We start from the raw sequence: 24,021 nt of genomic DNA, 5'->3' as shown, positions 1-24,021 counted from the left end.
CCGGGAGACCCCGGGAGACCCCGGGAGACCCCGGGAGACCCACTGCCGGGCCCCGGAGGCCCCGGAAGGCCCCCCGGGGCCCGGCAGGTCCCGGAGGGGCGCTCCTCAGTCCGCCTTGCGGTGCACCCGTGCCACCCAGTCGGCGGGCTTCGCGATCTCCGCCTTGGTGGGGAGCGTGTTCGGGGAGGTCCAGACGCGGTTGAAGCCGTCCATGCCGACCTGCTCGACGACGGCGCTGACGAACCGCTCCCCGTCGCGGTACTGCCGCAGCTTGGCATCGAGGCCCAGCAGCTTGCGCAGCGCCATGTCGAGGCGGGACGCCCCGCGCGCGCGGCGCTGCTGGAACTTCTCGCGGATCTCCGCGACGGACGGCACCACCTGCGGGCCGACGCCGTCCATGACGAAGTCGGCGTGGCCCTCGAGGAGCGACATCACGGCGGTCAGGCGGCCCAGGATCTCGCGCTGCTCCGGTGTCTGCACCAGCTCCACGAGGGAGCGGCCCGGCTCGTCCTCCTCCGCCTCGGGGCGGGCCCCCGTGAAGCTCTGCACGGCGTCGCGCAGGCGCTCCAGCACCGTCATCGGGTCCATGTCGGTGGCGGCGAGGAACGCCTGGATCTCGCTCCGCAGGTGGTCGCGCAGCCACGGCACGGCGGTGAACTGGGTGCGGTGGGTCTCCTCGTGGAGGCTCACCCACAGCCGGAAGTCGTGCGGGTCGACGGCGAGCTCCCGCTCGACGTGGACGATGTTGGGCGCGACGAGCAGCAGCCGGCCGCCGCCGTTCTCACCGGCGGGCAGCTCGCGCGTGGCGGGGGCGAAGGTCTCGTACTGGCCGAGGACGCGCGAGGCGAGGAAGGACAGCAGCATGCCCAGCTCGACTCCGGTCACCTTGCCGCCGACGGCGCCGAGGACGGCGCCGCCGGGGCTCGCGGAGCGGCGCTCGGACATCTTCTCCAGCAGCGGCTTGAGCAGCTCGCGGAAGCCCGCCACGTTCGCCCGGACCCACCCGGCCCGGTCGACGACGAGGACGGGGGTGTCCTCCGGCTCGTGCCCCTCCGGGACCATGCGGGTGAACGACCGGACGTGCTCCTCGGACGCCTTGGCGTGCCGCCGCAGCTCGGCGACGACCTCCCGCGCCTCGTCGCGGCTCACCTCCGGACCCGGCCGCACGAAGCGGATCGCGGTCGCCACCGCGAGATTCCAGTCGACCATCTCGGCACCACCGATGCTCGTCATGCGTCAACCGTACGTGCTCGGCGCCACGAGGGAGAGGCCGCGAACGTCCCGCGCGCTGGCGCCCCTGCCGCCCGGCGCCCGGCCGCGGGCACCCGCACCGCACCCGCCCGGCGCCCGGCCCGCGCCCGGCCCACGCCCGGCTCGACGCCTGGCTCCGTTCCGGCCCGCGCCCGGCTCCGTTCCGGCTCGACGCCCGGCTCCGTCCGGCTCGTCGCCGGGCGGGGCCTGCGGTCATCCCGCCGTCAGGGCGGTCGCCAGGGCGTCCAGGGCGGGCTGGGCCTCGTACGGGGAAGGGGTGTTCGACGCCAGGAACGCGAAGGCCAGCAGGCGCCCGTCGCGGGTCACCGCCGTACCCGCCAGGGCGTTCACGCCCGACAGGGTGCCCGTCTTGGCGCGGACCAGGCCGGCGGCCGGGGAGCCGTCCGTGTAGCGCTCCCGGAGGGTGCCGGTGAAGCCGCCGACGGGCAGGCCCGTCAGGACGGGGCGCAGCCGCGGGTGGGCGGGGTCGGCGGCACGGGCCAGCAGCGCGGTGAGGAGGCGGGCGGAGACGCGGTCGCGGCGGTCCAGGCCGCTGCCGTCCCGGAAGGCGGCGCCGTCCAGCGGGACGCCGAGCTTCCCCAGCCGGTCGCGCACCGCCGCCCCGGCGCCGTCGAAGGAGGCCGGGCGCCGGGAGGCGCGGGCGGTCGCGCGGGCGAGTGCCTCCGCCAGGTCGTTGTCGCTGTGCGTCAGGGTGCGCTCCACCAGGGCCGAGAGCGGGGCCGAACGGGTCACCGCGAGCCGTACCGGGCGGCTCGGGGCGCGGCCGGGTACGGGGGCGGGCACCTGCACGCCGTGGGCGGCGAGCTGGCCGGCGAAGGCGCGTGCCGCCTCCCGGGCCGGGTCGGCCGCGCGCGGGGCGGGGCCGTGCGTGGAGCCGTCGAGGCGGCCGGCGTCGGTCATCAGGGCCGTGACGGGGGCGATGTTGTCGTTGACGCCGATCCGGTGACGGACGGGGCCCGAGTAGAGGCTCGTGTCGTACGCCAGGGCCGTGGGCGCCGCGCCTCGCGCGCGCAGGGCCTTGGCGGTGTCCGCCGCGAGAGCCTTCAGGCGGGCGCGGTCGAGGGTGGGGTCGCCGCCGCCGACGAGGGTGACCGTGCGGCCGTCCTGACCGGCCACGACGGCGGTGGTGAGGCGGTGGTCGGGGCCGAGGGCGGAGAGGGCCGCCACCGCGGTGGCGATCTTGATGGTGGAGGCGGGGGCCATGGGCGCCGCCTCCCCGCGGCCGTACAGCGGTCGCCCGGTGGCCGCGTCCACGACGGACGCCGTGCGCGCGGCGCCCAGTCCGGGGGCGCGCAGCAGCTGGTCGAGCGTCCGGGCGAGGGCGGGGGCGTGGGCGTGCTGCGGGCGGGCGGACGCCGTGAGGGGCGCGAGGACGGCCGGGGCGCTGGGTGCGGGGGCGGGGGCCCGGCCCGCGGAGCCCCGGTCGGCGGAGGTCCCGCGGCCGGGGGCGGGGCCGTGGCCGGGGCCGTGGGCGGTGGCGGGCCCGGGGGCGGCTGCGCCGGGGGCCGCCGTGCCGGGGCCGTGATGTGCGCCACCTGTCGCCGCCGGGGCAGCGGCGCGGACGCGTTCCGCCGTACGCTGACCCCCGTCCCAGGGACCGGCGAGACCCGCCGCCGTGGCGGCCAGGGCGACTCCGGCGACGGCGGAGCCCGCGGCCAGCCGCAGCACGTTCCGCTCCAGCACGGCTGACCAGCCCCTTTCGCGAGCACATGGTTGCGTGAGGGACACTTAACCACTGAGCTGGGCCACGAGCACGGCACCCCGGTGATCACGGCGGTCCAGTGACCCGACATTGTGATTGATCTTGGAGGAGCCACCCGTGGAGTTCGACGTCTGCATCGAGATCCCGAAGGGTTCGCGGAACAAGTACGAGGTGGACCACGAGACCGGTCGCATCCGGCTCGACCGCCACCTGTTCACCTCGACCGTGTACCCGGCGGACTACGGCTTCGTCGAGGGCACCCTGGGTGAGGACGGCGACCCGCTGGACGCGCTGGTCATCCTGGACGAGCCGACCTTCCCCGGTGTGCTGGTCAAGTGCCGCGCCATCGGCATGTTCCGCATGACCGACGAGGCCGGCGGCGACGACAAGCTGCTCTGCGTCCCGGCGTCGGACCCGCGCATGGAGCACCTGCGCGACATCCACCACGTGTCGGAGTTCGACCGCCTGGAGATCCAGCACTTCTTCGAGGTCTACAAGGACCTGGAGCCCGGCAAGTCCGTCGAGGGCGCCGACTGGGTGGGCCGCGCCGAGGCCGAGGCCGAGATCGAGGCGTCCATCAAGCGCCTGAAGGAGCAGGGCGGCGCCCACTGAGGCAGCCCCCTCGCACGTTCCGCCGGCGGGCGGCGCACCCCGGGTGTCACGGGTGCGCCGCCCGCCGCGCTGTGCGGGCCGGGCGCGCCGCGCCCCACCGCACCGGCCGCCGTGCCGGCCGACGGGGTGCGCCGTCCGTGCCGGCCGCCGCCGTGCCCATACTGGGCGGGCGGGCGCGGCACACGCGCGTGGCGCGGCGTGCGCATGACACCGGGAGTTACGGCGCGGCTCCCCGGGGCAGGTGAAACGACGCGACGGACGACCAGGTCAGGAGTGGCAGGCAGTGGTGGCGGAGCCGCACGGTCCCGAGGAGGACCGCAAACCGCAGGCGGACGAGGCCCGCAGCGCCTTCGCGCCGCCCGCTGGTGTGGAGCCGCCGGGCCCGCCGGAGGACGACCATCCGAGCTCGGAGTTCGCCGTCCCGGAGGGGCTGGCGACGGAGCCTTCCGGGGAGCCGGAGAGGTCGGCGTTCGCGCGGCCCTCCACGTTCGACTCCCGGCTGGCCCATCCGGCGTACACGCCCGCGCACGGCGTGCCCCCGGTGCGGCTGTCGAAGGACGCGCCGTGGCAGGACCGGATGCGGACCATGCTGCGGATGCCGGTCAGCGAACGGCCGCTGACCGAGCCCGCGCAGCGGCACGAGGAGGGCGCGGGCCCGGCCGTGCCGCGCGTGCTGGACCTGACGCTGCGTATCGGTGAGCTGCTGCTGGCGGGCGGCGAGGGCGCCGAGGACGTCGAGGCGGCCATGTTCGCGATCTGCCGCTCGTACGGGATGGACCGCTGCGAGCCGACGGTCACGTTCACCCTGCTGTCCGTCACGTACCAGCCGTCCCTGGTGGACGACCCGGTGACGGCGAGCCGGATCGTGCGGCGGCGCGGCACGGACTACACGCGGCTGACGGCCGTCTACCAGCTGGTGACCGACATCAGCACCGAGGACGTCGACGTCACCCTGGAGGAGGCGTACCGGCGGCTGGCGCTGATCCGGCGCAACCGGCACCCGTACCCCGGCTGGGCGCTGACGTTGGCCGCCGGCGGGCTGGCGGGGGCGGCGTCGGTGCTGCTGGGCGGCGACTGGGCGGTGTTCCTGATCGCGGCGGCGGGGGCGATGCTCGGCGACCGGCTGGCGTGGCTGGCGGCGGGGCGCGGGCTGCCGGAGTTCTACCAGTTCGCGGTGGCGGCGGTGCCGCCGGCGGCGCTGGGCGTGGCGCTGAACCTGCTCCACGCGGGGCTGCGGCCGTCCGCGGTGATCACGGGTGGGCTGTTCGCGCTGATCCCGGGGCGGGCGCTGGTCGCCGCGGTCCAGGACGGGCTGACGGGCTTCTACATCACCGCGTCGGCGCGGCTGCTGGAGGTCGTGTACTTCTTCGTCGCGATCGTGGTGGGCGTGCTGACGACCCTCTATGTGGGGGTGCAGCTGGGCGCCGAGCTGAGCCCGGAGGGCGCCGCGGTGCCGGTGGAGCGGCCGGTCGTCTCGATCCTCGCCGCGATGGCGCTGTCGCTGACGTTCGCGATCCTGCTCCAGCAGGACCGTTTCACGGTCGTGTTCGTGATGGTGAACGGCGCGGTGGCGTGGGTGGTCTACGGGGCGGTCGCCGTGACGGCGGAGGGGTCGGCGGTGCTGGCCACGGCGCTGGCGGCCGGTCTGGTGGGACTGTTCGGACAGCTGATGGCCCGGTACGAGCGGTCGACGTCGCTGCCGTACGTGACGGCCGCGATCGGGCCGCTGCTGCCCGGTTCCGCGATGTACTACGGCGTGCTGAACATCGCGCAGAACGACATGGACGCCGGTTTCGCGTCGCTGGCGCGGGCCGCCGCCCTGGCGCTGGCCATCGCGATCGGCGTGAACCTCGGGGGCGAGCTGGCCCGGATGTTCCTGCGGGCGCCGGCGACGGCGGCGACCCGCCGGGCCGCGAAGCGCACGAGGGGCTTCTGACGGGGCCGCCGCGGCACGGGCGGCGTGTCGCGCACCGCCTAGGATGGTGGATCGTTCCAGCCCGCCCTCCAGGACGGTCGACGCTGGCGCCGTTCTGCTACGAAACGGGAGATCATGGCTAAGCTGGCCGGCCCCCACCTCTTCAACATGCTCCGCGGCTCCCTCATCGGGGCCGCCGAGGCCGTGCCCGGCATCAGCGGTGGCACAGTCGCCCTGATCACCGGTGTGTACGAGAAACTCATCGGGGGCGCCGGTCACCTGACGAGCGCGGCCCGCATGGCCGCCGCGGACCTGCCGCGCGGGAAGGGCGGCGCCCGGGCCGCCGCCGAGGCGAGGAAGGTCGACTGGGGCGTCGTCCTCCCGCTGCTCGTCGGCATGGCCGTCGCGCTGGTCCTCGCCGCGAAGCTGATCGCCCCGCTCGTCGAGGAGCACCCGCAGTACTCCTACGCGGTGTTCTTCGGGCTGGTGCTCGCGTCCCTGTGGGTGCCGTACTCCAGCTCCGGACGGCCCTGGCGGCCGATCGACTACCTGATCGGCCTGGTCGTGGCCGCCGGCGGCTTCCTCCTGACGGGGCTGCCGCCCTCGCAGGTGCCCACGCATCCGCTGATCGTCGCGGCGGCGGGCGCGGTGGCCATCTGCGCGCTGGTGCTGCCCGGTGTGTCGGGCTCTTTCCTCCTGCTGACGCTCGGCCTGTACGAGCCGACCATCGAGGCGGTCAACCAGCGGGACTTCGGGTACCTGAGCGCCTTCGCGCTGGGCTGCCTGGTGGGGCTCGCGCTGTTCGTGAAGCTGCTGAAGTGGCTGCTGGAGCACCACCACCACATGACGCTGGTCGTGATGACCGGCCTGATGGCGGGTTCGCTGCGCGCGCTGTGGCCGTGGCAGGACGACGACCGCACGCTGCTCGCCCCGAGCGGGGCGGTCGGGCTGACGGCCGTGCTGGCGGCGGTGGGCGCGCTGGTCGTCGTCGTCGTGCTGGTCGTGGAGATCCGCGCGCAGAGGCGGCGGGCGAACCCCCCGGCCGGGCGCGGCCGGCACGCGCGGGTTCCGGCGGCGCCGGAGGCGAGGACGGAGTACGCGCGCGACACCAGCGTGAGGTGACCGAACCGGTCGACCGGAAACAGCCGTCGTCCGCCGCCCTGTGCGGCTGACGGCGGGACGGCGGACGAGGAGGCGCCGCCGGGGCCCTGCGGGGTCCCGGCGGCGCCTCCTTTCGTACGGGTCGTACGGGGCGCGCGGCCTTCTCCCGGCCTCTCCCGGCCGCCGCGGGCCTGGCGCCGGGAGCCGGGCCGGCGCGCCTACGCGTGGCGGTCGGCGTTCGCGTGGATCGCGTCCCGCAGGTGCCGGCCCATGCCGGGGCGCATGGCGTCGTAGAACGCCGTGAAGCGCTCGTCGTCGACGTACATGTCGCCCAGGCAGCGGTGCATCTCGTAGGGGCACTCGTAGAACCAGCGGGCGATGTGCAGCCGGTGCTCCTCCGCCAGCTCCATGGCCCGCTCGCCGGAGGGCTCCGCGCCCTCCGCCATGAGCGCCGTGTAGCGGTCGGCCCACTCCTTGGACTCGTCCTGCATGCGCTGCCAGTCGTCCTTGGTGTAGCGGGCGGCGCGGCGCTGGGACTCGCGGTAGGCGTCCGTGTCGCCCCACCGCTGCTCGGCCTCGTCGGCGTACTGCTCGGGGTCGTGGTCCCCGAAGACCTCGAACTTCTCCTCGGGGGTGAGGTTGATGCCCATCTTCTTCGCCTCCATGGCGTGTTCGACGGCCTCGGCCATCCTCTGCAGTTCGGCGATCCGGGCGGTCAGCAGCCGGTGCTGGCGCCGCAGGTGTTCCCGCGGGTTCGTGTCCGGGTCGTCGAGGAGGGCCGTGACCTGGTCGAGCGGAAAGCCGAGCGCACGGTAGAACAGGATCTGCTGCAGCCGGTCGAGGTCGTCGTCCTCGTAGCGCCGGTGCCCGGCACGGCTGCGCCCGCTCGGGCGGAGCAGCCCGATCTCGTCGTAGTGGTGCAGGGTGCGCACCGTGATCCCGGCGAGGCGGGCGACCTGTCCGACGGTGTGGCTCATCGCTCACCGCTCCTTCCTTCGGTACGCCCTCAGCCTGGGTCCTCACGCGACGTGAGGTGCAAGCCGCTTTTCGCGGGGAGTCTCCGCAGGGCCCGCGCGCCGGGCGTCAGCCCTGGTCGCCGGGGTGGGCGGTGCCGGTGGCGTACGGGTTCTCCTGGCCCTCCGCGAGGACGCCGACGAAGGGCTCGCCCTCGCCCGCGAAGGTGTACGCGCCGGCCTCGATCCGCTCGACGAGGCCGAGCGTCCAGGAGGCGCCCGCGTCGGCCTGGTGGAGCCACAGGTTCATGATCTCCCCGATGTGGCCCAGCTGCTCGGGGCCGTCCTCGGGCGTGTAGTGCTCCAGGACGGTGGTGCGCCAGCGCTCCAGGCCCGCCACGCGCCGGCGGAGCAGGGCGACGGCCTCCTCACGAGGCAGGTCGACGATGAGGCCGAGCGCCGCGCTGAGGCTGTCGGGCTTCTGGTCGTGGGCCGTGAGGGCCTCGCGGAGCAGGGCGAAGTACTCCTCGGTGCCCCGCTCGGTGATCTCGTACTCGGTGCGGGGCGGCCCGCCGGCGGTGCTGGGCGCGGTCTCGTGGGCGCGCAGCAGCCCCTGCTTCGCCATCTGCTTCAGCGCGTGGTAGATGGAGCCGGGCTTGGCGTTGGACCACTCGTGGGCGCCCCAGTACTCCAGGTCGTTGCGCACCTGGTAGCCGTGTGCCCGTCCGTGCTGGCGGACCGCGCCGAGCACCAGAAGCCGGATCGCCGACATCCGCACCTGCCCTCCGTACCGTCACGTCAACTTTGACTAGCGTACGGGGGAGGCGAGCCGGTCCCGCAACGGGGCCCGGCGCCGCCCCGCCCCGGACCCGGCACGGCGGACGGGGAACGGGGACGGGGACGGGGAGGGGCACGGGGACGGGGACGGGGACGGGGACGGGACCGCCAGGCGGATCGTGTCCGGTCAGGACTCCTGGCCGCCCTCCATGGCGATCAGCTCGAAGGACGTCTTCCCGTCCAGGGACTCGCGGATGATGTCGGCGTGCCCGGCGTGGCGGCCGAACTCCTGCACCAGGTGCAGCGCCATCCACCGCACGGAGACCCGGCCGTCCTTCGGGAACCAGGGCGCCTCCGGCAGCGGGAAGGTGTCCTCCAGGCTGGGCGCCGTGCGGATGAACTCCTCGGTCTCCTTCACGACGCCGTCCCAGAAGGCGAGGACCTTGGGCACGGTCTCGTCGCCGGAGAGCCGGAACGCCTCGTGCCAGGTGTCCGGGGTGCGCCCGCGCTCGTTGGGGCGCTGCTGGGCGAGGCGGAGCCAGTTGAGCTCGACCTCCGCCACGTGCTTGAGCAGCCCGGACAGCGACAGCTCGCTGGCGCTGGGACGGCTCGCCGCCTGCTCCTCGGTGAGGCCGAGGACCGAGCGGCGGAGGGCGGCGCGCTGGGCCTCGATGAAGTTGAGCAGCGCGCCGCGCTCGTCGCCGTGTGCTTCCGCCGGAACAAGAGCGACCATGACGGGGTCCGCCTTTCGGTGGGGTGGGTGGGGGCGCGTCGCCCCGACCTGACACCTCGCACGTTACGGACCATCGAGGTCGGGATCCGTCCTCGATGGCGCGACGTGTCCGGGGCCGGCACGGTCCGGCCCCGGTCCGGTGCGACCCCGGTCCGGTGCGGCCCCGGTCCGGTGGCGACCCCGGCACGGTCCGGCCCCGCACGGCCGCGAGCCCACGGGCCGGACGGCAGGACGGGGCGCGGCCGGACCGGGTGCGGGGTCAGATCGGGAAGGTGCTCCGCCCGTGCTGGACGGAGATCCACTTGTGGGTGGTGAACGCCTCCACGGTCGCGTCGCCGTTCAGCCGGCCCACCCCGGAGTGCTTCTCGCCGCCGAAGGGGACGATCGGCTCGTCGTGGATGATGCCGTCGTTGATGTGGATCATGCCCGTGTGGACGCGCTGGGCGAACCGCACGCCGCGCTCGACGTCGCGCGTGTGGACGCCGCCGCTGAGCCCGTACGGGCTGTCGTTGGCGATGCGCACCGCCTCGTCCTCGCCGTCGAACGGGATGAGCATCGCGACCGGCCCGAAGATCTCCTGGCTCAGGACCGGGGCGCCGGCCGGGATGTCCGCGAGGACGGTCGGCACGACGACGTTCCCCTCGGACGTGCCGCCGGTCAGGACCCGCGCCCCGGCCGCGACGGCCTGCTGCACCGCGGCCATGACCGACTCGACCTGCGAGGAGTTGATCAGGGGCCCGATGTGGGTGCCGTCCTCGGCCGGGTCGCCCGTCTTCAGGGTGCGGACCTTGGCGACGAACTTCTCGGTGAACTCCTCCATGACGGAGCGGTCGACCAGGACGCGGTTGGCGGCCATGCACGCCTGGCCCTGGTGGATGAAGCGGCTGAACACGGCGGCGTCCACCGCGTAGTCGAGGTCCGCGTCGTCCAGGACGACGAGCGCGCTGTTGCCGCCGCACTCCAGGACGGCCCGCTTGAAGTGCTTGGCGCACACGGTGGCCACGTGGCGGCCGACCCGGTCGGAGCCGGTGAAGGAGATGACCCGCGGGACGGGGTGCTCCAGCAGCGCGTCGCCGATCTCGGCGATGTCGGTGACCACGACGTTGAGCACGCCCGGCGGCAGGCCGGCGTCCTCGAAGACCTTGGCCACCATGGTGCCGCCGAGGATCGGGGTGTTCTGGTGCGGCTTGAGCACCACCGCGTTGCCGAGCGCGAGCGCCGGGGCCACCGACTTCAGCGAGAGCAGGAAGGGGAAGTTGAACGGGCTGATCACGCCGACGACGCCGACGGGCAGCCGGTAGAGCCGGTTCTCCTTGCCGTCGATGGGCGACGGGAGGATCCGGCCCTCGGGCCGCAGCGACAGGTGGATCGCCTCGCGCATGAACTCGCGCGCGAGGTGCAGCTCGAAGGCGGCCTTGCCGCGCGTGCCGCCGAGCTCCGCGACGATCGCCTCGATCAGCTCGGGCTCGCGGTCCTCGATGATCCGCAGCGCCCGCTCGAAGACGCCGCGCCGCGCGTACGGGTTGGTCGCGGCCCACCCGGCCTGCGCCCGTTCGGCGGCGCGGTACGCCTGGTCCACCTCGTCGACGGTGGCGACGGTGATGGAGGCGAGCTTCTCCTCGTTGAACGGGTTGAAGTCGATGATGTCCCACGAGCCGCCGCCGGCCCGCCATTCACCGTCGATGTACTGCAGGGCCAGATCTCTGAAGTAGGACATGGCATCCCTTCCGATGGCCGTGTGGCCCGCAGGGCCGCTCCCTGACGCTCGTGACGGGACGTCATACTACTGACGGATCAGATGAGTTGAAGGAGTCCTCTGAGCAGATCCCGACTCTCCTCCGGGCCCGGACTGTCCTCGTGGAGCTTCTCCATGGCGCGCTCGTACTGGGTCACCTCGTCCCGCTTGTCGATGTACAGCGCGCCCGTCAGCTGCTCCAGGTAGACGATGTCGGAGAGGTCCGACTCCGGGAAGCGCAGCATGGTGAAGGCGCCGCTCTCGCCGGAGTGCCCGCCGAAGCTGAACGGCATCACCTGGAGGGTGATGTTGGGACGCTCCGACATCTCGATGAGGTGCTTGAGCTGCTCGCGCATGACGGCACGGTCGCCGTACGGGCGGCGCAGCGCGGCCTCGTCCAGAACGGCGTGAAATCGCGGGGCCCGCTCCGACACCAGGACCTTCTGCCGCTCCAGGCGCAGGGCCACGCGCCGGTCGATGTCGGCGGCCGACGCGTTGGGGCACGCTCCGCGCGCGACGACCGCGTGGGCGTACGCCTCGGTCTGCAGCAGGCCGTGGACGAACTGGACCTCGTAGATGCGGATGAGCGAGGCGGCGCCCTCGAGCCCGATGTACGTCTGGAACCACCCGGGCAGCACGTCGCCGTAGCTGTGCCACCAGCCCGCGAGGTTGGCCTCGCGGACGAGGCCCAGCAGCGCCTCGCGCTCCTTCTCGTCGGTGACCCCGTAGAGCGTGAGCAGGTCCTCCACGTCGCGCGCCTTGAAGCTCACCCTTCCCAACTCCAGCCGGCTGATCTTGGATTCGGACGCCCGGATCGAGTAGCCGGCCGCCTCGCGGGTGATGCCGCGCGCCTCGCGCAGCCTCCTCAGCTGCGAGCCCAGCAGGATGCGCCGCACCACGGAACCGCCGGATTCAGTCGCGGTCACGTCTCCAACCCTCCCCATCGCTGATGTGTACGACGGAGCGCCCCCCGAGCCCCGAGGAAGCGGATTCTGCCACCAAAACGCTTCACCCCGTACGCGAACGATTACAGACCGGCGACCACTTCGGCCACGGCCCCGTGGAAACCCCGGGGAAGATATGGCCAAGAACCATCACGGGGCGGGACAGCTCGGGCGCGTGCACGTGCATCTGCCCTTGCATCTGCCCCTTCCTTTCGCAACCATGGTCCCCGCGCACCTGCGTAGTCGTTCGTGTTGTAGCACCACAGCTGCGAATCCGGGGAGTGCCTCGCATGGGGACGAATGGATCGACCATGCTCGAGCCGTTAAGGCAGGGGCTTCCTCCCGTCGACGCCGCGAGCGTGTCGAGCTCGGCCTCCTGCGCCCTGCCCGCCCGGTACGAGGCGGTGCGGGGCGCCCGCCAGTTCACCAGCGTCACGCTCACCCAGTGGAACCTCAGCGAGCGCTTCGACGACGTGGCGCTCGTCGTCTCCGAACTCGTCACCAACGCGCTGCGGCACGCCCTGCCCGCCGGACCCCCGCGCGAGCAGCCCCTCGACCCGCCCGTACGGCTGCACCTGATGCGCTGGGCGGGCCGCCTCGTGTGCGCGGTGCGCGACCCGAGCCCGGACACCCCGGCGGCGCGCGGCTCGGGCGAGGACTTCGCCGCCGAGTCGGGCCGCGGTCTGTTCCTGGTCGAGTCCTTCAGCGACAGCTGGGGGTGGCACCCGCTGGCGGGGACCCTGCACGGGAAGGTCGTCTGGGCGCTGTTCCGGCTGGGGGAACGGCCGCGGTAGCCGGGCCCACGGGCCGCACGGGCCGCCCGCGGCGGCACCGCACCCGTCGGCACCGCGGCTCCGCGCATCGCGCGGACACGGAAAAGAACGTCGGCCCGAGGCCACGGGGGACTCGCCGGCCGATGGAGGGGGCTCCGCTCGCGGAGTCCCCTTTTCCGTGCCCGGCCCCGTGCCCGGCCCCCACGGCCGTCGCCCGCACCCGCACCAGGCCCCGTGCCCGTGGCTCGCACCCGCGTCCGCGTCCGCCGGCGGCCGGCCCGGACCACCGGCCGTCAGCCGCCGACCAGGTGGTCGAACTCCCCGTCCTTGACTCCCAGCAGCATCGCCTCGATCTCCGCCGGGGTGTAGACCAGTGCGGGGCCGTCCGGGAAGCGCGAGTTGCGCACCGCCACCTCCCCGCCGGGCAGCTTGGCGAATTCGACACACGAGCCCTGCGAGTTGCTGTGCCGGCTCTTCTGCCAGACGGCCCCATGAAGCTCCGTGGCCGCCATGCCGTTGTACACGTTCAACACGTGGTGCACAGGACGCTCCCCGAGTCACATGAGTTACATGAGTGAGTGATGTTGCAGGTGTCAACTATCCGGGATCATAGCTGCGTTCACCTGCGGATGCATGGGCAGATGCACGTGCACACGGGGTGTTCCTTCGACTACTGAGACGGTGTCCGGGGCTTTCGGGCTCCCTTTTCTCTCCTCCTTTCCGTCCTCGAATACGGAAAAGGGCCCCCACGCGCGCGAGGCGCGGGGGGGCCCTGGCCGGCCGCCGCCGTTTCCGGCCGGTCAGCGGGGGGCGGAGGCGTACGGCAGCAGCGCCATCTCGCGGGCGTTCTTCACGGCGCGGGCGAGCTGCCGCTGCTGCTGCGCCGTGACACGGGTCACCCTGCGGCTGCGGATCTTGCCCCGGTCGGAGATGAACTTCCGCAGCAGGTCGGTGTCCTTGTAGTCGATGTACGTGATGCCGGCCCGGTCCAGCGGATTCGGGCGGGCCTTCGGCGGCTTGCGGTCGGCGGAGCGGCGGGGGGACACGGTTCAGACCTCCAGGAGGGTGTCGAAGGCGGACGGGAGCCGCTGCCAGGCCGTGCGGCCGGCGGCGTACTCGGCGTCGGTGAGCAGGCAGGAGCCGAGCAGTTCGGCGAGCCCCTCCCGGTCCAGGCCGGGCGAGGTGAAGACCAGGTGCTGGCAGCGGTCGCCGAACTCCGGGTCCCAGTCCAGCGCGGCGGCGGCGCGGCGCACCGGGGGGACCATCTCCCAGGCGGCGTCCGGCAGGGCGGCCAGCCAGGGGCCCACGCCCTCCACGCACAGGGCGCCGCCCGCCGCGTCCCAGTGCAGCAGCGTGTCGGGGCGGTCGGCGAGCCAGAAGCGGCCCCGGCTGCGGGCGGCGGCGCACGTCAGGTCCTCCAGGGCGGCGTACAGCCGGCCGGGGTGGAAGGGCCGCCGGGCGCGCCACACGTACGTGCCCACCCCGGCCGCGTCGGCCTCCTGCGGCAGCAGCGCGCAGGCCGGGTGCTGCGCCGCCGCGGCGGCCTCCACGTCGAACCCGGCGAGTACGGCAGCGGCCAGGTCCCCGTCCGGTACGGCGACGTGACGGGCGGTCGGGTGGAGCTGGGCGAGCAGGGCCCGGTCCTCGTCATCGGCCTCCGGGCTGTCCAGGACGGCGAGCACGGGAGCGTACTCGAGCTGCCGGGCCCAGGTGTCGGCGACGGTCCGCTGGTCGGTGGCGGCGGCGGCGAGTCCCGCGTCGGCCAGGTCGTCGCCGTTGCCCAGGCAGGGCAGGACCAGGGCGGGGTCGACGGCGGTGACGACACCGGTCAGGTCGAGCCCGGCGGCGGCCACCACCTCGGCCATCGCCTTGGGCTCCACGGAGTCCCACAGCTCGACGACCGCGAGCCGGGTCAGCCCGGCATCGGCGAGCCGCTCCAGCTCGGGCACCAGGTCCTCGCGCAGCGCGCAGCAGGCGCAGTCGTTGACGAGGGGCGCCTCGCCGGTGGACAGCACGCCGGTCGCGTCGCGGACCGTGCGGACCACGGTGCCGCGCTCGGCCGCGGTGGACAGGTCGTGGTGCAGGGCGACGCTGCCGGGTACGGAGGCGAGGAGCCGGTCGACCGCGGCGCGGCGGGCTTCGGAGTGCAGGCCGCCGACGAGGGCGACGGAGAGCGGGACGGACATCAGCGGACCTCGCGCGGCCCGTCGGCCCCGGCCCGGCCGGCGTCGGCGGCTCCGTCCGGCCCGTCGGCGCCGGCCCGGCGGGCGTCGGCGCCGGCCCGGCGGGCGCCCTGCGCGCCGTAGCGGCGCTGGAAGCGCTCCACGCGGCCGGCGGTGTCCAGGACGCGCGCCTGGCCGGTGTAGAAGGGGTGGCTCGCGGAGGAGATCTCGACGTCCACGACCGGGTAGGTGTTGCCGTCCTCCCACTCCACGGTCTTGGCGCTGGTCATCGTCGAGCGGGTGAGGAAGGCGAAGCCGCCGGCCTTGTCGCGGAAGACGACGGGTTCGTACGGGGGGTGGATTCCGGGCTGCACGGCGGTCAGCGCTCCTCTCGGAAGTCGACGTGCCGGCCGACCACCGGGTCGTACTTGCGCAGGGTCAGGCGGTCGGGGTCGTTCCGGCGGTTCTTGCGGGTCACGTAGGTGTAGCCGGTTCCGGCGGTGGACCGGAGCTTGATGATCGGGCGTACTTCGTCGCGGGCCATGGCGGTAGAGTAGATGGAAATGGTTTCCATTACCAAGTCAGAGAGAGGCAGGTCACCCTTGTCCGCCCACTGCCAGCTGACCGGCGCCAAGCCGGGCTTCGGCAACCGCATCTCCCACTCCCACCGGCGCACCTCCCGCCGCTTCGACCCCAACATCCAGCGCAAGCGCTACTGGCTGCCCAGCGAGGGCCGGTACGTGCGGCTCACCCTCAGCGCCCGCGGCGTCAAGACCGTGGACGTGATCGGCGTCGAGGCCGCCGTGGCCCGCATCCGCGCGCGAGGGGGGAAGGTCTGATGGCCAAGAGGAGCAAGATCGCGCGGAACGAGCGGCGGAAGGCCGTCGTCGACCGGTACGCCGAACGCCGCGCCGAGCTGAAGGAACTGATCCGCCGTCCGGGCACCCCGGAGGAGGAGCGGACGGCCGCCTTGGCGGAGCTGCGCCGCCAGCCGCGCGACGCCAGCCCCACGCGCGTGCGCAACCGCGACGCCGTGGACGGCCGGCCGCGCGGCCACCTGCGCAAGTTCGGTGTCTCACGGGTGCGCCTGCGGGAGCTGGCACACGCCGGCCAGCTCCCCGGCGTGCGCAAGTCGTCCTGGTAGGCGGCGGCGCCCTTCCTGGTAGCTTGTCGCGATCCGATCAACCGACAAGGGGGATGCCGACGTGCGCACGTGGGTACGGAAGGGCGCGGCCGTCGCCGCGGCAGTGGTCTCGGCCGTCGCGCTGAGCGCCTGCGGCTCGCAGGAGAAGGGCCCGGAGCCCGACGGCAAGCGCGACTCGGCGGCTCCGTCCGCCGGCGCCTCGCAGGGCGGCGCCGGGGGCGTGACCCTGGCCGACGCCGCGGGGGCGTGGCTGGGGACGACGGACGGCAAGCCCGTGACGCTGACGATCAGCACGGGCGGCCAGACCGTGGTGATCAGCGACGCGCACGTCTGCCAGGGCGTCGCCAAGGAGGGCGAGACCCTGACGCTCACCCTCAGCTGCAAGGACGGCAACACCGACCGCGAGTCCGGCACCGTCGGCTCGGCGGAGGGCGGGCGGCTCGTCGTCACCTGGGCCTCCGGCCTGACGGACACGCTGTCCAAGCCGGCCGTCACCGGACTGCCGACCAACATGCCGTCCATCCCGTCGCTTCCGTCCCTGCCGCCGCAGCCGTAGCAGCACCGAGGCGTACGGCCGTACGGCGGCGCTCCGCCCCGTACGGCCGTGCGCGCCGGTCGCGCCGCCCCCGGAGCCGCGGCACGGCTGCGAGTCCGTGGCGCGGCCGGGGTACAGCCGCGGGTCGGCACGACACGCGGGCACGATCACGGGGCCGTCAGCGGCACACAGCCGGGTGCGCACGCACCGGCAGCGGGCCCGTACGGCACACGGCCGCGGGGCCGCCGGCAGCGGTCCCTGTTCGGCGGCGTACCGGCTGCGGGTCGTCGTCCCGGGCGCGGTGACGGCTCGGCCGCCGTCCGCCGCGCCGCCTACGCCGCCCCTCCCCCGCCCCCCGCGCGCGGCCGGGAGCCGGGGGCACCGCCGCGTACGGCCCGGTGCGCCGCGCCGCCCGTGTCGGCCCGGTCGGCCGCCGCCCTGCCGTGGTCCCACCCGGCCTGGTCCGTGGCACCCCGCACCCTGGTCGTCGTGGCCCCGGGGAACATGCTGTCCGTACGGGCCGACACGGCCACGTCCCGCGCCGCGAGGACGGGCAGCAGCGTCGGCTCCTCGGCGGCCACCCGCCGGGACGTGGCCGCCAGACGGTCGCCGAGCCGCTGCGCGTACGCCAGCAGGAACGACTGGCGGAAGGTCTTGGTGCGCTTGCGGCCGCCCGCCCGCTGCGCCGCCTCCGCCGTGGCCATCGCGGCCTGCCCCTGCACCAGCAGCGAGGTGTACAGCAGCTCGACCGCCTCCAGGTCGGCCTCGTAGCCCACCACCGTCGAGAAGCCGAACTCCTCGTTCCACACGGCCCTGCAGCGGTTCGCGCCGGCGACCGCGTCCAGCAGGATGGCCTTCGCCGTCTCGTACGGGGGCTCCACACCGATCCGCACCGCCGCGGGCCCGTCCGCGGAGCCGCCCCCGTGCGCGCGGGCGGCCAGGGCCGCCTCGTCCAGGCTGTGGCGGGCCATCAGCTCCTGGGCCTTCGCGGTGAGCGCCTCGGCCTCCTCGGGGTACCCGGTCGCCTCCGCCTTGGCCAGCAGGGCGCGGATGCGGGCCAGCATGCGCGGCTCTCCCACGACGGGCGTGGCCGGCGACTGCGCGCCCGGCGGCGGGGCGACCGGTTCCAGGGCGGGCAGCCGGGACAGCAGGCGGTACAGCTCCAGCACGGCCGTCGCGTACGAGAACCGGTCGGCCCGCCACGGTGCGGCGTCCAGCGCGGCGAGCTGCTCCCGCCAGCGCGGCGGCAGGTGCGCGTACCCGGCGGACTCGGCGGCCACCAGTCCGGACACGAGCCGCACGTGGTGCTGCTCCAGGTCGCGGCGGACGAGCCGCACCACGTCGGCGGGCTGCCAGCCGCGCGCCCAGGCCCGGCCCAGCAGTTCCCCGCCGCGCCGCGCCAGCTCCGCGTCGGCCGCCGGGTCGGCGGCGAGCAGCGAGGCGGCCGTGTCGAGGGCCGCCGTGCCCTCCGCGTACAGGGCCGTCCCGAGGGCCCGCTCCACGGTCGTCCCGCCGCCCCGGCCCGCGTCCGCCCCGCCGCCCCGGCCCGCGTCCGCCCCGGCGCCCCGGCCCGCGTCCGCCCCGGCGCCCGGACCGGGTTCCGCGCCGGCGTCCGGGCCCGTGCCCCGGCGGGCGCTCACGGCAGCCGCCGGTCGCCGCCGCGCCGGACCGCCGCCCCGGCCGGGCGCGCTCCCCCGCGTACGGTGCCGGCCCTGCGGCCCCACCCGGCGGGCTGCGCCCTTCCGGTCCTCTCCGTGTGCCCCACGGACATCACCCTGCCTCCTCGTGCGTACGCCGCCACCACGACCAGCATGGCCGCCGCGCGCACGCGCGTGGGAGCGGGGTGCCCTCCTGGTGTGCCGCGCCCGCTCCGGGACGATCCCCCACATCGGGACGAGCCCCGGCCTCCGGCCGACGGCGCGGACCCCGCCTCCGGCCGACGGCGCGGACCTCGGCCGCGCCCCGCTCCGGCCGGCCCCGGTCCCGCCGTCCGGGGCCGTTGTCAGTGGCGGCTGCGAGACTCGCGGTGTGAGCGATCGGTGGGTGCTGGACGCGGTCGAGGGGGGCGGGGCGAGGCTGGTCCCCCTCGACCGGGACGGCATGCCCGCCGGGCCCGTCGTCACCGAGCCCGACCTGGTGACGGCGGTGCGGTCGCGGCCGGAGGCCGGCCGGTGGGTGTGGCGGTCCACGGCCGGCCTCTATCCGCTCCTCCTCGCCGCCGGGGTCCGCGTCGAGCGGTGCTACGACGTCGAGGCCGCCGAGCAGCTGCTCCTCGGGCACGAGGGGCGGCTCGGGGAGCCCCGGTCGGCCGCGGCGGCCTGGGCGCGGCTGCACCACCGCCCCGTCCCGCCCGACCGGCCGGCGCGCGCGGCCGAGCCGGGGGCGCAGTCCCCCCTGTTCGAGGCGGACCCCGGCGGCCCGGAGCTGCCGTTCGCGGGCCTGCTGGAGGTCTACGCCGAGCAGCAGCGCCGGCACGGGGCGGCCGAGCACCCGGACCGGATGCGGCTGCTGACGGCGGCCGAGTCGGCCGGGACGCTGGTCGCCGCCGAGATGCACCGGGCGGGCCTGCCGTGGCGGGCGGACGTGCACCGCGCGGTGCTGCACGAGCTGCTCGGCGAGCGGTACGCGGGCGGGGGCGAGCCGCGCCGCCTCGCGGAGCTGGCGGCCGCGGTGTCGGCGGCGTTCGGCCGGCCGGTCCGCCCCGACCTGCCGGCGGACGTGGTGAAGGCGTTCGCGGAGGCCGGGATCAGGGTGCGTTCGACGCGCCGCTGGGAGCTCGCGGAGGTGGACCACCCCGCGGTGGAGCCGCTCCTCGCGTACAAGAGCCTCTACCGGATCTGGACGGCGCACGGGTGGAGCTGGCTGCAGGACTGGGTGCGCGACGGGCGGTTCCGGCCCGAGTACGTGCCGGGCGGCACGGTCAGCGGCCGGTGGACGACCAACGGCGGCGGGGCCCTGCAGATCCCGAAGGTGATCCGGCGGGCGGTCGTCGCCGACGACGGCTGGCGGCTCGTCGTCGCGGACGCCGACCAGCTGGAGCCGCGCGTGCTGGCGGCGATCTCCCGCGATCCGGGACTCATGGAGGTGGCGGGGCATGACGGCGACCTGTACACACGGCTGTCGGACCGGGCCTTCGCGGGCAGCCGCGACCAGGCGAAGCTGGCGCTGCTGGGCGCGATCTACGGACAGACCAGCGGCGACGGCCTGAAGAACCTGGCGGCGCTGCGGCGCCGCTTCCCGCGCGCGGTGGCGTACGTGGACGACGCGGCGCGCGCGGGCGAGGAGGGCCGCTTCGTCCGCACGTGGCTGGGCCGGACCAGCCCGCGCGCGGTGGGCGCCGGGGACGCCGAGGAGGCAGGCATCCCGCAGGACGACGGGCACGCCCCGGTGGGCACCGGCGCGGACGCCCGCGCGCGGGGCCGGTTCACACGGAACTTCGTGGTGCAGGGCAGCGCCGCCGACTGGGCGCTGCTGATGCTGGCCGCGCTGCGCCGGGCCCTCGCCGGGATGCGGGCCGAGCTGGTCTTCTTCCAGCACGACGAGGTGGTGGTGCACTGCCCCGCGCACGAGGCGGAGGCGGTCGCCGGGGCGATCCGCGCGGCCGGCGACCTGGCCGGGCGGATCGCCTTCGGGGCGACACCGGTGCGGTTCCCGTTCACGGTGGCGGTGGTGGAGCGGTACTCCGACGCGAAGTGACCGCGCGCGGGGCCGCCCGTCCGCGCGCTACCGGCCGGGGCACCGACCCATGAGCGCCGGCCGCTTCTCACCGGGGGCCGGCGCCTTCAGTTGCTCGATGCCCCCGCCTCCCGTCCCGGCCGCCTCGCCGCTGCGCACGCGGACGGGCCCCGCTCCCGTGAGCACGGAAGCGGGGCCCGTCCGGACACTCACCGGCACCGGGCGGCGTCAGTCGACGGCGACGGAGCCGTTCTCGGAGAGGACGTTCTCCAGGATGTGCGACAGGGCGCTGTCGCCCTTGACCGCGGTGGAGTTCTCCGCGCACTGCTGGTTCTGCGTGTCGTTCAGGATGTCCTGGACGCCGACGTTGATCAGGCCCACGACGTTCTGGATGTCGGCCTGGACCGGCACGCCGAGGCAGGGCTTGTTCAGCGTGCCCTGGACGAGGCCGATCTGCGGGCTCATGTGGCCGCCGGTCATCGTGTTGCCGTAGGCCTGCTTGGAGAAGTTGCCGTTCGCGGTCTCCACGTTGTGGTCGCCCACGGCGGCGGCCATCGGGGCACCCGCGCCCAGGACGGCCGCGGCGATACCGGCGCCGGCCAGAACCTTCTTGATCATGGTTGATCCTTCTCGTCGAGAGACCCGGCGTCCGGGTCGTCGTGCCGCACCCCTGATGGGCGCTTGGTCGAAAGGTGGAGCTGTGGCCGCGGGGCCACGGGCGGCGCGGCCCGCGGGGTGGTCCACCCGCGCGGGCCGCGCGCGGCTGCGCGGCGTCAGTCGACGGCGGCGGAGCCGTTCTCGGAGAGGACGTTCTCCAGGATGTGCGACAGGGCGCTGTCGCCCTTGACCGCGGTGGAGTTCTCCGCGCACTGCTGGTTCTGCGTGTCGTTCAGGATGTCCTGGACGCCGATGTTGAGCAGGCCCACGACGTTCTGGACGTCGGCCTGGACCGGCAGCCCCAGGCACGGCTTGTTGAACGAGCCCTGGATGAGCCCGATCTGCGGGCTCATGTACCCGCCGGTGTAGGTGTTGCCGTAGGACTGCGTGGCGAAGTTGCCGTTCGCGGTCTCCACGCCGTGGTCGCCGACGGCGGCGGCCATCGGCGCGCCGGCGCCGAGGACGGCCGCCGCGACGCCGGCCGTAGCCAGAGCCTTCTTGATCATTTGGGTGATCCTTCTCGTCGAGAGACCCGGTGTCGGGTCGCCCTGCCCAACACCACGGCGCTGTTTAGGTTGCGCCAGGTCACCCGAAGGGCTCAACGGGCGAATAAAGGCTCTGGAAGGGAATGACGAAAGTACGCGGATGGCGTGCCGCGGGGCTCCGTGTTCACGGGTGCCTGTTTCGACCCCGACGGGGTACTCATATTTTATGAACGCACTCATCACGCACAGCGCGGAATTCGCCGCGACGAAGGACCACCTCGTGGGGATCGGTCCGCTGGTGGCGGGTGTCCTGCTGGTCGGATTCCTCATCGGCGCGTTCTGGCTGGGCCGACGGATCTGGACCAGGGAGCCGGCGCCGCCGACCCTGGAGGAGCAGCCCCACCGGCCGCCGGACTCCGGGCTGCCGGGCGAGGTGGAGGGCCGCCGCAGGCCCGCCGAGGTGCCGCAGAGCGAGCGGCGGCTGATGCCGTACGAGCTGAAGCACGAGAGCACCGAGCCGGACATGTCGCCCCAGTCGGACGACGACCGCAAGTGGAGGGGCTCGCCGAGCGGCGGCTTCGGCAGCGGCGGCCCCACCACCGGCGGCTGACCCGGCACCCGCCCCGCGGTCCCGCCCCGCCGGCGGGGCGGTCGCCCGCGCCACGGCCCGGCCCCCGTCGCGGGGCCGGGCCCGTGCGTGTCCGGCGGCCGTGCCGGCGCGTGCGGGTGGGGCACAGGGCGGCCGGACCCGCCACCGCGGCACGCGGCGCTGCCCCTGGGGCACGGTCAACCGGTGGCGCAGGCGCGTACCGCGCTCAGGGCCACTCGCTCCGGAGCGCGGCCGGCACCCGGGGGCCGGGCACACGGACCGTGCGCGGTGGCGGGCATGGGCGGGGGGAAGGGGGGCACCCGCAGGGGCATGGTGATGATGGACACGGGAGCCGTGCGCGTCTCCGCGCGGGACGCCGCCCGCGTCGCCGCCGTGGTCGTCGCGCCGACCCTCGCAGCGGGGGTCGTCGTACGGCGCCGGGGCGGCATGGCGCTGGCCGAGCGCTACGCGGTGGACCGGCGGGCCATCGGCCTCCTCGGCGAGTTGCGGCGGCGCTACGGACCCGGCCCGCTGCGCGCCGACGTGGCCGGGCGCCACTTCGCGCTGGTCCTCGACTCCGACGACGCCGTACGCGTGCTGGAGGAGACCCCCGACCCGTACTCGCCCGCCACGCGCGAGAAGCGGGCCGCGCTGGAGCAGTTCCAGCCGCACGGCGTGCTGATCTCGCGGGGCGCCGAGCGGACCGGGCGGCGGGCCTTGAACGAGTCCGTGCTGGAGGCGGGCAACCAGCTGCACAGCCTCGCGCCCCGGCTGGTGCGCGCCGTCCGCGAGGAGGCCGGGGCCCTGCTGCGGGAGGTCGCGGCGGACTCGGGCGAGCTGGGGTGGGACGACTTCGCCCCGGCCTGGGACCGCGTCGTGCGGCGGATCACCCTGGGCGACGGCGCGCGCGACGACACCGCGCTCACCGCCATGCTGGGCCGCCTCAGGGCGGCCGCGAACTGGTCGGTCGCCGCCCCGCGCCGCAGCGGCCTGCGGGACCGCTTCGAGGAGCGGCTGCGCGGCCATGTGGCCCGCGCCGAGCCGGGCAGCCTCGCCGCCGCGCTGGGCGCCGCGCATGCGCCGCCGGACCTCGATCCGGCGGGACAGGTGCCGCACTGGCTGTTCGCCTTCGACGCGGCCGGCATCGCCGCGCTGCGGACCCTGGCACTGCTGGCCACCCACACGCCGCAGGACGCCCAGGTGCGCAACGAGGTGGCCGTCACCGACCTGACCGAGCCGCACCTGATGCCCTACACGCGCGCGTGCGTCCTGGAGTCCGTACGGCTGTGGCCGACGACGCCCTTCCTGCTGCGGGAGGCCGTCCGGGACACCGTCTGGGGCGCCGGCACGCTGCCTGCGGGAACCGAGTTCCTGATCTACACGCCGCTGTTCCACCGGGCCGACGCGCTGCCGTACGCGGACCGGTTCGCCCCCGAGATCTGGCTCGACGGGACGGCGCAGGACACCCGGGGGCTGTTCCCGTTCAGCGCCGGCCCCGGCGCCTGTCCGGGCGAGGACCTCGTGCTCTTCGTGACGTCGACCCTGCTCGCCGCGCTCGTGGAACGGCATTCGTTCCTGCCGGACCGGCCGGGGCGGCTGCGCCCCGACCGGCCGCTGCCGCGCACGCTGGACCACTTCGGGCTGCGGTTCGCGGTGCTCCCGGACCGCTGACCAGGGCGGTCGCGCCGGTGTCCGGTGAGTTCCGGTGCCGGCCGGGCCGCTGTGACATGATGCGATGACTCCGACACGCCCAGTGAACGGAAGGTGGTCATGGCCTCAGACACCGGCAAGTGGGAGCGCGTACCCCTGGTGCCGCGCCCCGGCCACGGCAGGACCGCGGCACCGTCCGCCGCCCGCCACGGGGAAGGCGACGCGGCCCCGCTGTTCGCGGCCCTCGCCCGCGAGTGGCGCGCCAAGGGGCGGGTCGTGCCGGGGGCCCGCGACCACGAGTGGGAGTTCCTCATGGGCCGCCCCGCCTGGCCGCGGCACTGAGCGCGGGGGACCGGCCGGCCGCACCGCACGCCGAGGGGCGCCGCTCCGGGCCGCCCGGGCGCGTCGCCGGGCGCCGGGCCGCTGCGCGGGGCCGATGCGCGGGACCGGTCGGCGCCGCCGGCCCGGCCGCAGCGACTGACGGGGCGCCAGTTGTCTCTCTACTCCCATGGAAGAAAAGCCCGTTGGCGTTCGGGTGAATCCCCCGGCGCAGCTGTTTCCCAGGTGTCCTTTCGGTGTCCTATTCGTTGTGGTTGTTTGCGGCGGC

The 24,021-nt window shown here is 74.9% G+C and carries 25 protein-coding genes and 1 pseudogene; 11 read left to right on the top strand and 15 right to left on the bottom strand.

What is annotated here, in order from left to right:
- Positions 1-105: 105 nt before the first annotated feature.
- Complete coding sequence (locus CP974_RS16760) at positions 106-1,233, bottom strand: Rv3626c family coenzyme F420 biosynthesis-associated protein (RefSeq protein ID WP_031132132.1); 1,128 nt, start codon at positions 1,231-1,233, stop codon at positions 106-108.
- Between the two features lie 231 nt (positions 1,234-1,464).
- Complete coding sequence (dacB, locus tag CP974_RS16755; protein WP_031132130.1) at positions 1,465-2,955, bottom strand: D-alanyl-D-alanine carboxypeptidase/D-alanyl-D-alanine endopeptidase; 1,491 nt, start codon at positions 2,953-2,955, stop codon at positions 1,465-1,467.
- Positions 2,956-3,091: 136 nt separating this feature from the next.
- On the opposite strand from dacB, the gene CP974_RS16750 reads away from it, so the two are divergent.
- From CP974_RS16750 to CP974_RS16740, 3 genes are all read left to right on the top strand, one after another.
- Complete coding sequence (locus CP974_RS16750) at positions 3,092-3,586, top strand: inorganic diphosphatase (protein ID WP_069977454.1); 495 nt, start codon at positions 3,092-3,094, stop codon at positions 3,584-3,586.
- Between the two features lie 283 nt (positions 3,587-3,869).
- Positions 3,870-5,522, top strand: coding sequence for a threonine/serine exporter family protein (locus CP974_RS16745; protein ID WP_031132126.1), 1,653 nt, complete (start codon positions 3,870-3,872; stop codon positions 5,520-5,522).
- A gap of 114 nt (positions 5,523-5,636) precedes the next feature.
- Positions 5,637-6,623, top strand: a complete 987-nt coding sequence (locus CP974_RS16740) for a DUF368 domain-containing protein (protein WP_051839474.1) — start codon at positions 5,637-5,639, stop codon at positions 6,621-6,623.
- A gap of 197 nt (positions 6,624-6,820) precedes the next feature.
- Here the strand turns inward: CP974_RS16740 and CP974_RS16735 are convergent, their stop codons facing one another.
- The 5 genes from CP974_RS16735 to CP974_RS16715 form a co-directional block, all read right to left on the bottom strand.
- The gene (locus tag CP974_RS16735; protein ID WP_031132122.1) at positions 6,821-7,579 is read right to left on the bottom strand and encodes a MerR family transcriptional regulator; all 759 of its coding nucleotides are present in this window, start codon (positions 7,577-7,579) and stop codon (positions 6,821-6,823) included.
- Between the two features lie 106 nt (positions 7,580-7,685).
- On the bottom strand, positions 7,686-8,327 hold the full coding sequence (locus tag CP974_RS16730; protein WP_031132120.1) for a PadR family transcriptional regulator: 642 nt from the start codon (positions 8,325-8,327) through the stop codon (positions 7,686-7,688).
- A 192-nt stretch (positions 8,328-8,519) separates the two neighbouring features.
- Entirely contained in the window at positions 8,520-9,065 is a 546-nt protein-coding gene (locus tag CP974_RS16725; RefSeq protein WP_031132118.1) for a DinB family protein, read from the bottom strand.
- 259 nt (positions 9,066-9,324) lie between these two features.
- Entirely contained in the window at positions 9,325-10,782 is a 1,458-nt protein-coding gene (locus CP974_RS16720) for an aldehyde dehydrogenase family protein (protein WP_031132116.1), read from the bottom strand.
- A gap of 77 nt (positions 10,783-10,859) precedes the next feature.
- Complete coding sequence (locus CP974_RS16715) at positions 10,860-11,744, bottom strand: Sco1979 family transcriptional regulator (RefSeq protein WP_051839472.1); 885 nt, start codon at positions 11,742-11,744, stop codon at positions 10,860-10,862.
- A 290-nt stretch (positions 11,745-12,034) separates the two neighbouring features.
- Between CP974_RS16715 and CP974_RS16710 the strand changes: the two genes are divergently transcribed.
- On the top strand, positions 12,035-12,538 hold the full coding sequence (locus CP974_RS16710) for an ATP-binding protein (RefSeq protein WP_031132111.1): 504 nt from the start codon (positions 12,035-12,037) through the stop codon (positions 12,536-12,538).
- A gap of 272 nt (positions 12,539-12,810) precedes the next feature.
- Here CP974_RS16710 and CP974_RS16705 read toward each other — a convergent pair whose 3' ends face one another.
- The 5 genes and pseudogenes from CP974_RS16705 to rpmG form a co-directional block, all read right to left on the bottom strand.
- Positions 12,811-13,029, bottom strand: a complete 219-nt coding sequence (locus CP974_RS16705) for a DUF397 domain-containing protein (protein WP_085921602.1) — start codon at positions 13,027-13,029, stop codon at positions 12,811-12,813.
- A gap of 288 nt (positions 13,030-13,317) precedes the next feature.
- Positions 13,318-13,563 carry a 30S ribosomal protein S18 gene (rpsR, locus tag CP974_RS16700; protein WP_031132107.1) on the bottom strand — a complete coding sequence of 82 codons (246 nt, stop codon included), beginning with the start codon at positions 13,561-13,563 and terminating at the stop codon, positions 13,318-13,320.
- A 3-nt stretch (positions 13,564-13,566) separates the two neighbouring features.
- Positions 13,567-14,703, bottom strand: coding sequence for a CobW family GTP-binding protein (locus tag CP974_RS16695; RefSeq protein WP_031132105.1), 1,137 nt, complete (start codon positions 14,701-14,703; stop codon positions 13,567-13,569).
- 95 nt (positions 14,704-14,798) lie between these two features.
- A pseudogene (locus CP974_RS16690) lies at positions 14,799-15,053 on the bottom strand (type B 50S ribosomal protein L31); the annotation flags it as partial.
- Positions 15,054-15,058: 5 nt separating this feature from the next.
- Positions 15,059-15,223, bottom strand: a complete 165-nt coding sequence (gene rpmG / locus CP974_RS16685) for a 50S ribosomal protein L33 (RefSeq protein WP_031132101.1) — start codon at positions 15,221-15,223, stop codon at positions 15,059-15,061.
- Positions 15,224-15,281: 58 nt separating this feature from the next.
- On the opposite strand from rpmG, the gene rpmB reads away from it, so the two are divergent.
- From rpmB to CP974_RS16670, 3 genes are all read left to right on the top strand, one after another.
- The gene (gene rpmB, locus CP974_RS16680) at positions 15,282-15,518 is read left to right on the top strand and encodes a 50S ribosomal protein L28 (protein WP_031132099.1); all 237 of its coding nucleotides are present in this window, start codon (positions 15,282-15,284) and stop codon (positions 15,516-15,518) included.
- A complete protein-coding gene (gene rpsN, locus CP974_RS16675) occupies positions 15,518-15,823 on the top strand; it encodes a 30S ribosomal protein S14 (RefSeq protein WP_031132096.1) in 306 nt (101 codons plus the stop codon). Before rpmB ends, rpsN begins: the two co-directional genes overlap by 1 nt.
- Before the next feature lie 61 nt (positions 15,824-15,884).
- Positions 15,885-16,379 (top strand): hypothetical protein, encoded by a 495-nt coding sequence (locus tag CP974_RS16670; RefSeq protein WP_031132094.1) that lies wholly within the window; start codon positions 15,885-15,887, stop codon positions 16,377-16,379.
- Positions 16,380-16,690: 311 nt separating this feature from the next.
- On the opposite strand, the gene CP974_RS16665 is transcribed toward CP974_RS16670, so the two are convergent.
- Positions 16,691-17,860 (bottom strand): DUF2786 domain-containing protein, encoded by a 1,170-nt coding sequence (locus tag CP974_RS16665; RefSeq protein ID WP_051839478.1) that lies wholly within the window; start codon positions 17,858-17,860, stop codon positions 16,691-16,693.
- Positions 17,861-18,386: 526 nt separating this feature from the next.
- Here CP974_RS16665 and CP974_RS16660 point away from each other — a divergent pair.
- Complete coding sequence (locus CP974_RS16660) at positions 18,387-20,054, top strand: bifunctional 3'-5' exonuclease/DNA polymerase (RefSeq protein ID WP_031132088.1); 1,668 nt, start codon at positions 18,387-18,389, stop codon at positions 20,052-20,054.
- A 207-nt stretch (positions 20,055-20,261) separates the two neighbouring features.
- Here CP974_RS16660 and CP974_RS16655 read toward each other — a convergent pair whose 3' ends face one another.
- Complete coding sequence (locus CP974_RS16655) at positions 20,262-20,651, bottom strand: rodlin (RefSeq protein ID WP_069977446.1); 390 nt, start codon at positions 20,649-20,651, stop codon at positions 20,262-20,264.
- 155 nt (positions 20,652-20,806) lie between these two features.
- Complete coding sequence (locus CP974_RS16650; protein WP_069977444.1) at positions 20,807-21,196, bottom strand: rodlin; 390 nt, start codon at positions 21,194-21,196, stop codon at positions 20,807-20,809.
- Positions 21,197-21,401: 205 nt separating this feature from the next.
- Between CP974_RS16650 and CP974_RS16645 the strand changes: the two genes are divergently transcribed.
- The 3 genes from CP974_RS16645 (at position 21,402) to CP974_RS16635 (ending at position 23,756) form a co-directional block, all read left to right on the top strand.
- Complete coding sequence (locus tag CP974_RS16645) at positions 21,402-21,785, top strand: DUF6479 family protein (RefSeq protein ID WP_031132082.1); 384 nt, start codon at positions 21,402-21,404, stop codon at positions 21,783-21,785.
- 315 nt (positions 21,786-22,100) lie between these two features.
- Entirely contained in the window at positions 22,101-23,435 is a 1,335-nt protein-coding gene (locus tag CP974_RS16640) for a cytochrome P450 (protein WP_223844671.1), read from the top strand.
- Between the two features lie 99 nt (positions 23,436-23,534).
- Complete coding sequence (locus CP974_RS16635; RefSeq protein WP_037937996.1) at positions 23,535-23,756, top strand: hypothetical protein; 222 nt, start codon at positions 23,535-23,537, stop codon at positions 23,754-23,756.
- The last annotated feature ends 265 nt before the right edge of the window (positions 23,757-24,021 follow it).

It is taken from the genome of Streptomyces fradiae ATCC 10745 = DSM 40063 (assembly GCF_008704425.1).
GTDB classification, from domain to species: domain Bacteria; phylum Actinomycetota; class Actinomycetes; order Streptomycetales; family Streptomycetaceae; genus Streptomyces; species Streptomyces fradiae.
The sequence above is the reverse complement of the archived record's forward strand: the minus strand, read 5'-3'. Positions and strand labels throughout refer to the sequence as shown.